We start from the raw sequence: 13,832 nt of genomic DNA on the forward strand, positions 1-13,832 counted from the left end.
ATTACATCTTAAGGTTAGAAAACCACTCATTTTTGAGTGGTTTTTTTTATATTTATAAAATGGAAACAGTTTTTATAAATACACCTTTAGGAACAGCCAAAATAAAAGGTGATGAAAATGGCATATGCCTTGTTTCAGTACTTCAAGAAGGTGAAATTTCTAAAAAAATTCCTTTAGAATTGAAATCTGCAGTTAAAGAAATAAATGAATATTTTCAAGGCAATAGAAAACACTTTACTTTTTTAATGAATCCTAGAGGAACTGATTTTCAAAAAAAAGTATGGAAAGCACTTTTAGAAATCCCTTATGGAAAAACTGTCTCATATCTTGATTTGTCAAAACAAGTTGGTGATGTAAAAGCCATAAGAGCTGTTGCATCTGCAAATGGAAAAAACCCACTTTGGATTGTTGTTCCATGTCATAGAGTTATTGGTTCTGATGGTTCACTTACCGGTTATGCTGGTGGACTTTGGCGCAAGAAGTGGCTTATTGATCATGAAAATCCAGTTAAGCAACAAACTCTTTTCTAAAACTCTTTTAAAAATATTCTTTTTTCTTACTTTTATATCACATTCTTAAAATGAAGACATGAAGTTTCTAAAAGGTTTTTTCAAATGGTTCGCAGTAATATTAGCCTCTACAATTATCTTAATGTATGTTTTTGATGTTGATTATCTGCTTCGTGCTGTTAGAACCATATATTTTAAAGGATATACTACTGCTTTTTTAGAAGATTATAAAGATTTTCCAAATAGAGAAATAAAAAAAGGCATTGCGCAATCTTGGTCCATTTCTAAAGATTACAACTCAATTCCTGCCACTGAAATATTAGAAAAAACACATAAAGAACTGCAAACGGCAGCTTTTTTAATTATTCAAAACGATAGTATTTTTCACGAAAGTTATTTTGATGGTTATACCAAAGATTCAAAATCTAATTCTTTTTCAATGGCAAAAAGTGTAATTACCATGGCACTTGGTAAAGCTATTATGGATGGGAAAATTAAAAGTTTGGATCAAAAAGTAATCGATTTTATACCAGAATTAAAAGGTGGGTTTGCAAAAGAAGTTACCGTTGGCGACTTATCTTCAATGGCTTCAGGCTTAAGTTGGGACGAAAAATATTACAGTCCACTTTCTATTGTTACGCGTGCTTATTTTGATGATGATTTAAAGAAAGTAATGCTTGGTTTAGAAATCAATAAAAAACCAGGACAATCTTTTAAATATTTAAGTGGCGCTACTCAATTGTTGGCCATGTGTATCGAAAAAGCAACTGGTGAATATGTTTCAGATTATGTTTCAAAGTACTTTTGGCAACCTATGGGAGCAGAAAACGAAGCGCTTTGGCAATTAGATCATGAGCCAGACGGAATTGAAAAAGCCTATTGTTGTATTGCAAGTAACGCACGCGATTTTGCACGTTTTGGAAAATTATATTTAAATAATGGAAATTGGAACGGACAACAAATTTTAGACTCAACGTTTATTAAAAAATGCATTACACCTCGTTTCGCTGAAAGTCCAGAATATGGTTACGGTTGGTGGCTACATAATTTTTTAGGCAAAGATTTGTATTATATGCGAGGCCATTTAGGACAATTTGTAATTGTAATTCCGCAAGACAATTTAATAATTGTGCGTTTAGGACATATTAAAGGAATACAAACATCTTTTGATCCACATAGCGAGGATTTGTATGTTTATGTGGAAGAAGCATACGAGATGTTAGCTAAAAGAAAAAAATAATTTTTTTAGTTATGAATAGTCATTTTTCAGGATTACAAAATCGACAGAAAATAAACGAATCTAAAAAGGTTTCAAGAAGAGAATCATTATTTACTAAGAAATCCAATTTAATAGAATATGGTTCGCTTATTAACGAGGGTGAAGAATATTTACCAAACCCATCTGAATTAGAATTAAAGAAAATTAAGAATGAAATCAAAGAAAAGATTCAATCTTCAAACAGAAAAAAATGCTTTTTGTTTCCAATACTTTTCTTATTGATTATAACTGTTTTAATCTTTTTAAGTAAAAAATATAATATCTTTTAATTAATAAATCATGATTGAAAAAATCAACCTTAACAATATTCTGTTTTTAGATATTGAAACTGTTCCTCAAGAAACGAGTTATTTAGGAATGGATGAAGAAACCAAAAAGCTCTGGGAGCTTAAAACTCAATACCAACGTAAAGATGAGGTTACTGCCGAAGATTTTTATGAACGTGCAGGAATTTGGGCCGAATTTGGTAAAATCATTACTATTTCAGTGGGTTATTTTGTGAATAAAGCAGACGTTAGAAATTTTAGAGTAACTAGTTTTTGGGGAGAAGAAAAGAAAATTCTCCAAGACTTTTCTAATTTATTGAACCAGCATTATAATGGCGCGCAACATGTTTTATGCGGACATAATGCAAAGGAGTTTGACATTCCTTTTATTGCCCGAAGAATGATTATCAATTCGGTTGCTTTGCCGGATAAGCTGAATTTGTTTGGTAAAAAACCGTGGGAAGTTCCACATTTAGATACTTTAGAATTATGGAAATTTGGTGATTATAAGCATTTTACTTCACTTAAATTATTGACAAAAGTTCTCGGTGTTCCTTCTCCAAAAGGAGATATTGATGGTAGCGAAGTAGCTCGTGTTTTCTATATTGAAAACGATATTGATAGAATTATAACTTATTGTGAAAAAGACGTTATTGCAGTAGCACAAGTTTTTCTTCGTTTTAGAAGAGAAGAATTGTTAATTGATGATGAAATAATTCATGTGTAAGACAATTTCAATTTCAATTTCAAAAATCAACTTTAATAAAGAAAATAGTTTTGACAAAATTTAAATATATAACCCGATTTTAGTTGAAATTGTTTTTTGAAATTGAACTTTGCTATTGATTTATTACATTTACAAAAATTAGAATTATGGTATTAAGCAGATTTTGGTTAGCAATTTTTATTTCATCAATTGTCTTTGTGGTAATCAGTTTGTTCTCTGGCACAACATACACCATCGATTATGTATTGAATGGCGAAAGAGGAAATCCTATATTAATTTCTGAAAAATACATAGATCAAGTTCCTGCTTTTATAAAAGATAGCATCCAACTGAAAGACGATAAAACAATGATTGTTAATCGTAATGTTTCAGATCCTGATACCACATATGTTTACAAAAATCAAACGGTGCAAATTTACAGTGGTGTTCAAAAATCGGATGGCTTGTTGGCAACTTGCAAAAGCAGTTTAGTGGATATAATAATTCCGCTTATTGCTTATTTAGCTTTCTTTTGCGGATTGATGGAATTGTTAATTATATCCGGAGTTTCCGGAAAATTAGCCAAAGTTTTGAGTCCCGTTTTTGTAAAAGTATTTCCAAGTATTCCTAAAAATCACCCTTCTATTTCCTATATGACTTTAAATTTTGCGGCAAATTTTTTAGGATTAGACTCGGCTGCGACACCTTTTGGTTTAAAAGCTATGGAAAGTTTGCAAGAACTCAATGAAGATAAAGATAGAGCAAGTGATGCGCAAATTATGTTTATGTGTTTGCATGCTTCGGGTTTAACTTTAATTGCAACTTCTATTATTGGATATAGAGCTGCAGCTGGTTCTAGCAATCCTGCAGATGTAATGTTGCCTTGTATCATTACTTCGTTTATTGGTACAATTGCGGCTTTTTTAATTGTTGGAATTAAACAAAAAATCAATTTCAAAAGTGCTTCATTAGCAATTGGATTAATTACATTAATTGGTGCAATTATTGGCTTGTTGATGTATGTAAATCATTTGGATATTATTGGAAAAAATTACTTTACATCTAATCTTTCGGGATTAATATTGCTAGCAATAATTGGTTTTACCTTGCTTTATGCATTCAAAAAAGAGAAATTATTTACCGAAGCGAGTACAACCGTTTTTGATGCTTTTGTAAAAGGAGCAAATAACGGAGTAAAAACTGGCGTTACTATTTTTCCATATGTTTTAGGAATGTTAGCTGCCATTTCATTATTTAGAAATAGTGGATTGTTTGATATTATAAGTAATAGTCTAGCGTATGTTTTTTCAACTATTGGTGTGAATAAACAAATTATAGATTCCTTACCGGTTGCTTTATTACGACCTTTTAGTTCTGCAGGTTCAAGAGGGTTTTTGATTGATTCGATGAATACTTTTGGAGCCGATTCATTAACCGGAAGATTGAGTAGTATTTTTCAATGTAGTGCCGAAAGTACTTTTTATGTAATTGCGGTTTATTTTGGTTCTGTGAATATAAAAAATACACGATATGCTTTAACTACGATGCTTTTAGTAGATTTAATTTGTGTAATTACTGCAATTTTTGTGGCGAGTTGGTTTTTTTAGTAAATAACTTTTGTTTTACTTATAATTTAAAAGCTAAACTTTTAAAAGAGATATGAATAATATGCCTAAAATTATACTTTGTTTTTTAATTGCATTTCAATTTGGTTTTTCTCAAAATAAAAACTGGAAGTTAAAAAAGCTAGAAGAAAAATCAGAAGCACATTTAGATAGTACTAAATGGAATAAAACTTTGTTTAATCAAGATAGAGATACTTATAGTGAGTTCAAGGTCAATTTTGAGGATTTACCGTTGCAATTAAGTGCATTTCCGGTTGCTGATTATGATTATTCAGTAGCTACTTCTCCATTTGAAATAAATATAGATTCAAGCTATTATAAAGGAATCCATATTGGAAACTATAAAGATGAAACTAGTGATGATATTGTTTTTGGTCTAACATTTATTTTCAAATCTCCTGAAAAGGAAAATAAAGAAAATTCATTTATTCAATCTCGAAACTTTCCTTATTTAGCAGCTCAAGGAACTTTTAGAGTATTTGATTCAAAATACGATTGGGTTTTTGCCAGTTCACCCGATGGCTTTTCATTTTTATTAATAAACATGAAGTTATTTGATTTACGTTTTGGAAAAACAATTCTAATTCTTCCAAACGAAGACGGCTCATTCTATTACAAACAATATAAAACAGATAGAAATTTATTTAAAGATAATATGTTGTTTTCTGAAAGTTTTAAAAAACATTTAGAATAACTCTGGTGTTGAAATTTCACAAATACTTCAATTATCCTTAACTTTACACTTCAAAAAATAACACACATGGATTTTATATACCAAGACCCGTATCCTATTTTAAAAGACGATACACAATACAAAAAAATTTCTTCAGAATACGTAAAAGTTGAAAAATTAGGCGACAGAGAAATTTTAACTATTGATCCAAAAGGATTAGAGTTGTTATCTGAAGTAGCTATGAACGATGTTTCGTTTATGTTGCGTACCAAACATTTAAAAAGTTTAGCAAATATTTTAGACGACCCTGAAGCGACAGATAACGATCGTTTTGTGGCGTATAATTTATTACAAAATGCTTCTGTAGCTATTGAAGGCGAATTGCCTTCTTGTCAAGATACTGGAACGGCTATTGTAATGGCCAAAAAAGGAGAAAATGTGTATACAGGTGCTGACGATGCTGAATGGCTTTCTAGAGGGATTTTTAATACTTATGAAAAGAAAAATCTAAGATATTCTCAAATTGTGCCAATCAGCATGTTTGAAGAAAAAAACTCAGGATCCAATTTACCTGCACAAATAGATATTTACGCTAAAAAAGGAAGTTCTTACGAATTTTTATTTTTAGCAAAAGGTGGAGGTTCTGCCAATAAAACATTCTTATATCAAAAAACAAAGTCCTTATTGAATGAGAAAGGAATGGAAGAATTTGTTCGTGAAAAAATCAAAGATTTAGGAACATCTGCTTGTCCGCCTTACCATTTAGCGTTGGTAATTGGAGGAACATCTGCCGAAGCTAATTTAGCAACGGTTAAAAAAGCATCTGCAGGTTATTTCGATAATTTACCAACTTCAGGGAATATGGCTGGTCAAGCTTTTCGTGATTTAGAATGGGAAAAAAGAGTACAAGAAATTTGTCAAGAAAGTGCCATTGGTGCACAATTTGGAGGAAAATACTTTACGCATGATGTTCGTGTAATTCGTTTACCACGTCACGCTGCTTCTTGTCCGGTTGGATTAGGAGTTTCTTGTTCTGCCGATAGAAATATTAAAGGTAAAATTACCAAAGAAGGAATTTTTGTAGAACAATTAGAAACCAATCCTGGGCAATTTTTACCAGAAGTTGCACCACATTTAGCACCAGCTGTTGAAATTGATTTGAACAGACCAATGGCTGAGGTTTTAGCGGAATTGACTAAATATCCAATTAAAACACGTTTAAAATTAAGCGGTACTGTAATTGTAGCACGTGATATTGCACATGCTAAGATTAAAGAACTATTAGATGCGGGTAAACCAATGCCAGATTACTTTAAAAATCATCCGGTTTATTATGCCGGACCTGCAAAAACGCCAGACGGAATGCCTTCTGGAAGTTTTGGACCAACAACTGCGGGAAGAATGGATCCTTATGTAAATGAGTTTCAAGCTGCTGGCGGAAGTATGATTATGTTAGCCAAAGGAAATCGTTCGCAACAAGTTACTGATGCTTGTGCGGAACATGGTGGTTTCTACTTAGGTTCTATTGGAGGTCCTGCTGCTATTTTAGCAAAAGACAATATTTTAAAAGTTGAGGTTGTAGATTTCGAAGAATTAGGAATGGAGGCAGTTCGTAAAATTACGGTGAAAGATTTTCCAGCGTTTATTATTACTGATGATAAAGGAAATGATTTCTTTGCGAATTTGTAAATAGATAAATATTTTAAAAGAGAAAAGGCTGCCTAGTAATCTAGAGCAGCCTTTTCATTTACTTAACTAAGGTAAATTTATTCTTTAATGAATTTTTTTGCTATTTTTTCTTTGTACGTATTTGTTTCAATTATGAAAACTCCAGTATTTAAAGAACTAACATTAATTTGCCCGTTGCTAATTTTCCCTTGTAAAACCAGTTGCCCCATAATGTTGTAGATTTTATAATCTTCTAAGTCTTTCCCAATTTGAACATTTAAAATGTCTCCTTTAACAGGGTTTGGGTAAATAGAAAATGGAATTTCTGTTTGCGTTTCTGTTGTAGTAGATACATTCGAAATTAAAGAAGAAGTTCCTACACAGAAATTAGTAGATTGACTAGTTCCAAATGTTCCACCACTTGCAAAAGTAGTTCCGTTTGAAGTTACTGTATAACTTCCGCTTCCATAAGAGCAACACATTCCATCTCCATATGAGTCTTTAATTATAAAAGTATAACATCCCGCGTCTAAACATTTTGTTACCTTTAATGAAGAACCATCAGCTTGACTTCCGTATGTTCCGCCTGAGAAAACAACTTGATTACTTGTATTTCTAATTTCCCAACTCGTTTCTTCAGGATAGTTGTCAAATGTCATGTTAATGTTAACATTAGTACAAACAGGAGCTGAAGCAGTGGTTAATGAAACATCATCTACAGCAATGTCTCCTTGCCATGTTGTAGCTGTCGAACCTACAAAGCGTAATTGAACTGTGTTTCCAATGTAACTTGCTAAATTGACATTAGCAGTCAACCAGCTATTTCCTTGATTACCCGATTTGCTCCAAATTTCTGTCCATGTAGAACCGTTGTTTGTACTCGCTTCTAATTTTAATGCTCCCATTGTTGAAGCACCATACATATGGTATTTAAAATTAAATGTTGCAGATGGAGCGCTTGTTAAGTTAAAACAAGGTGAGTTTAAGATAGTTTTCTTGTTTGAATAATTAGGACTTGAGGCTTCTACATATATATAATACGTTCCCTGTGATGCTGATGACGGTCCTGTATTACTTGATGGTGTTCCGTTTGCATCTACAATCCAGTCAAAATCATCTGCGGAATCTTGTGTCCACGCTCCTAATGTGTTTTCAAATCCTTCAGAATATGGAAATGATGATATCGCACTAGTACACCCAATTGAAGATCCAGTTGTTGTTACATTCACTGTATTACTTGCGCTTGATACATTTCCAGCGGCATCCTTAGCTCTTACAGAAAATGAATAAGTTGTGCTTGCAGTTAAACCAGTAATGTTTGCTGAATTTGTGGTAACTGTTCCAAGGTTTGTAGTTCCTCGGTATACATCATAGCCCACAACTCCTACATTGTCAGATGATGCTGACCAATTTAAAGTTGTAGTTGTATTTGTTGTACCACTTGCCACCAAATTAGTTGGAACTGTTGGAGCTTGAGTATCTGCTGCACCTTGGTATGCACTTCCTATTCCTACTGCATAGAATGCATTTGTTGTTGCGATAACTTCGGCAGAATTTGCTCCATATAAATCAATAGCTGATTGAATTCCATACGTTCTTGTATTAGCATAAGTAGAATTTGCAGATAAATAAACACTTTCTAAACGATAAGCAATATTCGCTGCTTTGTCCATTCCTATTCCTGTAACATTATAAGAATTTCCTATATCATTTGTTCCAGATTTTCCTTGAACTAAAATATAAAACCAATGATTTAAAACTCCTGAATTTGTATGAACTCCACAATAATCATTATTTTGAGTTGGAGTACCACAATTTGGGTTTTGCCAATATGTTCCGCCGTACGTATCTGGTTGCCCTTCACTTTTTGGATTACTCATTGAGCGTAAAGCCAAATGTCCCGAACGTCTTTCAATATCTTCACCTATTAACCAGGTGCTTTTCGTTGGTGCTGCATAAAACTCAACAGCTGCTCCCCAAATATCTGAAAATGCTTCATTAAGAGCGCCAGATTCTCTTTGGTAAGCCAAATTTGCAGTATAAGAACAAACCGCATGACCAATTTCGTGTGCTGCTACATCTAAAGAAGTAAGAATGTCAAAATAGGTTCCACTTCCATCACCATAAGTCATTCTAGAGCCGTCCCAAAATGCATTATCATAATTAGAACTATAATGAACATAACTGTTAATTGCAGCTCCGGAATTATTATAACTATTTCGATTGTGTTTTGTAGTCCAATAATCATAAGTCATTTCTGCTCCCCAGTGTGCATCATAAGCACCATTATCTTTATTTGTAGTGGTTGTCCAATTGTTATCACTATCAGTAAAATTAACTGCAGAACTATAATTTGTGCTTGTATTTAAATCATACGTGTTGATTCCGCTTCCGCGAGTAGCATCTTTTAATATATAGCTTGATCCAGATAATGTTGTTTGAATGGTTTTTGAACCACTATAACGCGTTGCAGCTGTTCCTGACACCAAAGCATCAAAACTTGTTGCTAATTTTTTTGTTTCTTCTTGAGTTAAGAATGTGTCACAATTAGAGTCTTTTTTATAAATAGATGATGAGTAACCAAAATGAGTTGCATGTTTTATGGTTGCATTATAAAACAAAACTTCTCCTGTTTGCGCATCTACATAGACATCACCTCTGCTTAATGGTTGAGTTGCATAAATATCAAATTTATAAGCTAATTTTAAGTTTGATGTTTCAGATAATTTTTGTGAGTTATCATTGAACATAGGCAACAAAACAAGTTCACCTTGTGGTTTTTTATAATTATCTAATTTAGCAGCTTCAGAAGTATTATCCCATAAGTATTGTTTTGCATTAAGATGTTGCATGGCTTTTTGTAGTGCATCTTGAGAAGTAATCTCAGGGACTATTGAAATTGCATTAGTTTTATACATTTCGCCGTTCATAGCTGTAATTTTACCATTTTTTGAATGCACTGTATACGTAGCAAATTCAATCTTAATACCGTTTAGATATATTTGGTATTTATCATGAGTAAATCCTAGTTTATCTGTTTCAGTATACAGTTTTACAAATTGTGTTCCGTCTTGAACATGAAGTTGTTCTTTAAATACTCTTTCAAAATCATTTGATTTGTAAGTAGAGCTTTCATTAAAACTTAAAAAATTAGTTTGACCAAAATCGTCTGTTTTTTTTAGTTTTATGTTTTTGTTTGTTTCTTGTGCAGTAGTTGCAAATGAAACCAATGTAATTGCAGTTAACAAGGCAATTCGCTTGTGTAGTTTTTTTTCCATAATTAGAAGTTTGTGTTAATATTTAGTTGTTTTTCAAATATATCAACACTATTTGCTAAAAAAATACAGAAAAATTATTAAAAATGTTAAATTTTAAATGCGAACAAATACAATAATAAAAAACCCTGCAGAATTGCAGGGTTTTTTATTATTGTATCAAAAGAAGTTAAAAATTCATTTCTGGAATCTCACCTTCGACTATTAAAGTTCCTTCAGTTGCTTTTTGAATTTCTTCAACTGTAACACCAGGAGCTCTTTCTAAAAGCTTAAAACCTTTATTAGTAATTTCAATTACCGCTAATTCGGTTACAATTTTCTTCACACAACCAACACCTGTAAGCGGTAAAGAACATTTTTTTAACAACTTAGATTCACCTGCTTTGTTTACGTGCATCATTGCAACAATAATGTTTTCAGCAGAAGCAACTAAATCCATAGCCCCTCCCATTCCTTTTACCATTTTCCCAGGAATTTTCCAATTAGCAATATCACCATTTTCAGAAACTTCCATAGCACCAAGAATCGTTAAGTCTACTTTTTGACTTCTAATCATTCCAAAACTAAAAGCTGAATCAAAAAAACTTGCTCCTGGAAGCGTTGTGATGGTTTGTTTTCCAGCATTTATAATGTCAGCGTCTTCTTCACCTTCAAACGGGAATGGCCCCATTCCTAAAACTCCGTTTTCACTTTGAAATTCAACAGAAATATCTGTACGAACGTAATTTGCAACCAAAGTAGGTATTCCAATTCCTAGGTTTACATAATAACCATCTTTTACTTCTTTTGCTATTCGTTGTGCAATTTGATTTTTATCTAAAGCCATTTTAGTCTTTTTTTCTTGTTGTACGTTGCTCAATTCTTTTCTCAAACTTTTCCCCTTGGAAAATTCTATTTACCATAATTCCTGGGATATGAATTTCATTTGGGTCTAAAGTTCCTGCTGGTACTAATTCCTCAACTTCTGCAATTGTTATTTTAGCAGCACCGGCCATACAAGCATTAAAGTTACGAGCGGTTCCTTTAAAAATTAAATTTCCAGCTTCGTCACCTTTCCAGGCTTTAACAATAGAGAAGTCTGCTTTGTATGCTAACTCTAAAATATGTTTTTTACCATTGAATTCTCTTACTTCTTTACCTTCTGCCACTTCAGTACCGTAACCCGCAGGAGTAAAAAATGCCGGAATACCTGCTTGTGCAGCCCTGCATTTTTCTGCTAAAGTTCCTTGAGGAGTTAATTCGACATCTAATTCTCCTGAAAGCATTTGGCGCTCGAATTCTGCATTTTCTCCTACATAAGAAGAAATCATTTTTTTAATTTGTTTTTTTGTAATAACAAACCTAAACCAAAATCATCTACACCAGCATTATTAGAAATACAAGTCAGTTCTTTAACATTAAGTTTTACTAATTGGGCGATACTGTTTTCTGGAATTCCACAAAGGCCAAAACCACCTAACATGATAGTCATTTTGTCTTGTACACCTTCTAGAGCTTCTTGAACATTATTAACTTTTCTGCTTATCATTTTTTTGTTTTTAAATATTATAGTCCAAATTCGTCAAGGTTTGGTTCGTCAATTGCAGTAGAATCTACTTCTGGTTTTTTCCAACAGTCTACTTTTATTGAAAGTTTTGCTGGCCTATCAAAAGCATCTTTAGAAACATTTAAATCGGAATCTTTATAACATTTTTTCATAAATAACCCCCAAATAGGCAATGCCATAGTGGCTCCTTGACCATAAAAAGTTGATCTAAAATGTGCCGAACGATCGTCATTTCCTACCCAAACACCAGCAGCTAAATTAGGAACCATTCCTACGAACCAACCATCACTATTATTTTGTGTAGTTCCAGTCTTACCAGCAATTGGATTTGAAAAACTATAATCATAATTTCTAAACCCTGCGCCACCCCAACGTAATCTTTTTCCTGAACCGTCTTCAGTTACACCTTCTAATAGTTTTAAAACGGCATAGGCAACATCAGTGTTTACAACATCTTTACTAACAGGTATAATTTGATCAATAACGACATCGTTTTTGTCAGAAATTTTTGTTACAAATGTTGGTTTTACATAAACCCCTTGATTTGCAAAAGTACTGTATGCAGCGACCATTTGTTCTACCGTAATTTCAACAGCACCTAAAGCAATAGCTGGTCTTTCTGGAATTTCAGAAGTTACACCTAGTTCATGTACCATATCTACAACTGTTTTTGGGCCAATTCTATCCATTAATTTAGCTGAAATTGTATTTACAGAATTAGCTAAAGCGCTTTTTAAAGTAAGAATTCCTCTAAACTTCCCGTCTGAATTTCCTGGTGACCAAGCTTCATCTATTCCCCATTTTCCTTTAGGCATTGTAAAAGGAGTATCAATTATAGAATCACATGGCGACATACCTAATTGCTCAATTGCTGTTGCGTAAACAAACGGCTTAAAAGTTGAACCTACTTGTCTAGCACCTTGCCCTACATGATCGTATTGAAAATGTTTGTAATTTATTCCCCCAACCCATACTTTAATGTGACCGGTTTGTGGCTCCATAGCCATCATTCCAGTCTGCAAAATGTGTTTGTAATACAAAATAGAATCTTTAGGAGTCATAATCGTATCTCTTTCTCCCGACCAAGTAAAAATTTTCATTTTGGTTTTTACGTCGAATGATTTTATAATTTCATCTTCTGTTTTTCCATCGTCTTTTAGAAGCCTCCATCTTTCAGAAGATTTCATAGCGCTTTTTAAAATACTATTTGTTTGATCTTCTGAAATATTAACAAAAGGAGCATTCTTTTTTCCTTTTGCATTTTTAAAAAATTCCGCCTGAAGGTTTGTTAAATGTTCAGTAACCGCTTCTTCTGCATATTTTTGCATTCGAGAATCAATAGTTGTGTATATTTTTAAACCGTCTCTATATATATCATATTCAGTACCATCTTCTTTTGGATGATCTTTTACCCATTTTTTCATGTAGTCACGCAAATATTCTCTAAAATAAGTTGCACTACCTTCACTATGACTTTCTGGTTTGAAATCTAATACTATAGGTTCTTTTTCTAATTTTTCTTTTTCCTCTTTTGAAAGTAAATTGTTTTTAACCATTTGGCCTAAAACCGTATTTCTTCTATTGGTAACTTTTTCAATTCTTTTTTCCCTATTTGGATTATAGAGAGAAGGATTTTTAAGCATTCCTACAAATACGGCTGCTTCATTTATTGTTAAATCTTTTGGTTCTTTGTTGAAATAAATTTTTGAAGCAGAACGAATTCCCACTGCTCCATTTACAAAATCTACTTCGTTTAAGTACATTGCTAGAATCTCTTTTTTTGCATATTGACGCTCTAACCTAACTGCAATAACCCATTCTTTTATTTTTTGAAGAACTCTTAAAACAATATTTTTTGATCCATCAGCGCCATGAAATAGGTTTTTAGCTAACTGTTGTGTAATAGTACTTGCTCCACCACTACTTCCTAATGAAAGCACTGCTCTAAATGTTCCTTTTGCATCAATTCCAGAGTGTTCGTAAAAACGTTCGTCTTCAGTTGCAACTAAAGCATCTACAAGATGTTTTGGTAAATCTGCATATTTTACAGGAACTCTATTTTCAGCATAAAATTTTCCAATTACTTCTCCATCAGAAGAAATAATTTCTGTTGCTACATTTGAATCCGGATTCTCTAATTTTTCAAAACTTGGCATTTCTCCAAAAAATCCCCATGATGCAAATAAGAATAATAAAATTACCCCTATAATACCGCATAAAAATAATTTCCAAAAAGTTTTAATGTACTTTGAAAAATCCTCTTTATTAGTTTGATTTTTTGCCAT

The 13,832-nt window shown here is 32.6% G+C and carries 10 protein-coding genes and 1 pseudogene; 7 read left to right on the forward strand and 4 right to left on the reverse strand.

Translation table 11 applies throughout. From position 1 onward, the window contains the following. Positions 1-59: 59 nt before the first annotated feature. The 7 genes from ACQ65T_RS03680 (at position 60) to ACQ65T_RS03710 (ending at position 6,747) form a co-directional block, all read left to right on the forward strand. Positions 60-530 carry a methylated-DNA--[protein]-cysteine S-methyltransferase gene (locus ACQ65T_RS03680; RefSeq protein ID WP_430399750.1) on the forward strand — a complete coding sequence of 157 codons (471 nt, stop codon included), beginning with the start codon at positions 60-62 and terminating at the stop codon, positions 528-530. 58 nt (positions 531-588) lie between these two features. After that, positions 589-1,749: a serine hydrolase domain-containing protein gene (locus ACQ65T_RS03685; protein ID WP_430399751.1), complete on the forward strand. Its 1,161-nt coding sequence runs from the start codon at positions 589-591 to the stop codon at positions 1,747-1,749. A gap of 11 nt (positions 1,750-1,760) precedes the next feature. After that, a complete protein-coding gene (locus tag ACQ65T_RS03690) occupies positions 1,761-2,057 on the forward strand; it encodes a hypothetical protein (RefSeq protein ID WP_430399752.1) in 297 nt (98 codons plus the stop codon). 10 nt (positions 2,058-2,067) lie between these two features. Further along, the gene (locus tag ACQ65T_RS03695) at positions 2,068-2,781 is read left to right on the forward strand and encodes a 3'-5' exonuclease (protein ID WP_430399753.1); all 714 of its coding nucleotides are present in this window, start codon (positions 2,068-2,070) and stop codon (positions 2,779-2,781) included. 146 nt (positions 2,782-2,927) lie between these two features. Further along, positions 2,928-4,367, forward strand: coding sequence for a nucleoside recognition domain-containing protein (locus tag ACQ65T_RS03700; protein WP_430399754.1), 1,440 nt, complete (start codon positions 2,928-2,930; stop codon positions 4,365-4,367). Positions 4,368-4,428: 61 nt separating this feature from the next. Continuing rightward, positions 4,429-5,079 carry a hypothetical protein gene (locus tag ACQ65T_RS03705; protein ID WP_430399755.1) on the forward strand — a complete coding sequence of 217 codons (651 nt, stop codon included), beginning with the start codon at positions 4,429-4,431 and terminating at the stop codon, positions 5,077-5,079. Positions 5,080-5,145: 66 nt separating this feature from the next. Beyond that, entirely contained in the window at positions 5,146-6,747 is a 1,602-nt protein-coding gene (locus ACQ65T_RS03710) for a fumarate hydratase (protein WP_430399756.1), read from the forward strand. Between the two features lie 77 nt (positions 6,748-6,824). On the opposite strand, the gene ACQ65T_RS03715 is transcribed toward ACQ65T_RS03710, so the two are convergent. The 4 genes and pseudogenes from ACQ65T_RS03715 to ACQ65T_RS03730 form a co-directional block, all read right to left on the reverse strand. Further along, the gene (locus ACQ65T_RS03715) at positions 6,825-10,004 is read right to left on the reverse strand and encodes a M4 family metallopeptidase (RefSeq protein ID WP_430399757.1); all 3,180 of its coding nucleotides are present in this window, start codon (positions 10,002-10,004) and stop codon (positions 6,825-6,827) included. A 166-nt stretch (positions 10,005-10,170) separates the two neighbouring features. Next, positions 10,171-10,827, reverse strand: a complete 657-nt coding sequence (locus ACQ65T_RS03720) for a CoA transferase subunit B (protein WP_430399758.1) — start codon at positions 10,825-10,827, stop codon at positions 10,171-10,173. A gap of 1 nt (position 10,828) precedes the next feature. Further along, a pseudogene (locus ACQ65T_RS03725) lies at positions 10,829-11,529 on the reverse strand (CoA transferase subunit A). 17 nt (positions 11,530-11,546) lie between these two features. Continuing rightward, positions 11,547-13,832: a penicillin-binding protein 1A gene (locus ACQ65T_RS03730; protein WP_430399759.1), complete on the reverse strand. Its 2,286-nt coding sequence runs from the start codon at positions 13,830-13,832 to the stop codon at positions 11,547-11,549.

This window comes from Flavobacterium sp. (assembly GCF_965284515.1).
Classification (GTDB): domain Bacteria; phylum Bacteroidota; class Bacteroidia; order Flavobacteriales; family Flavobacteriaceae; genus Flavobacterium.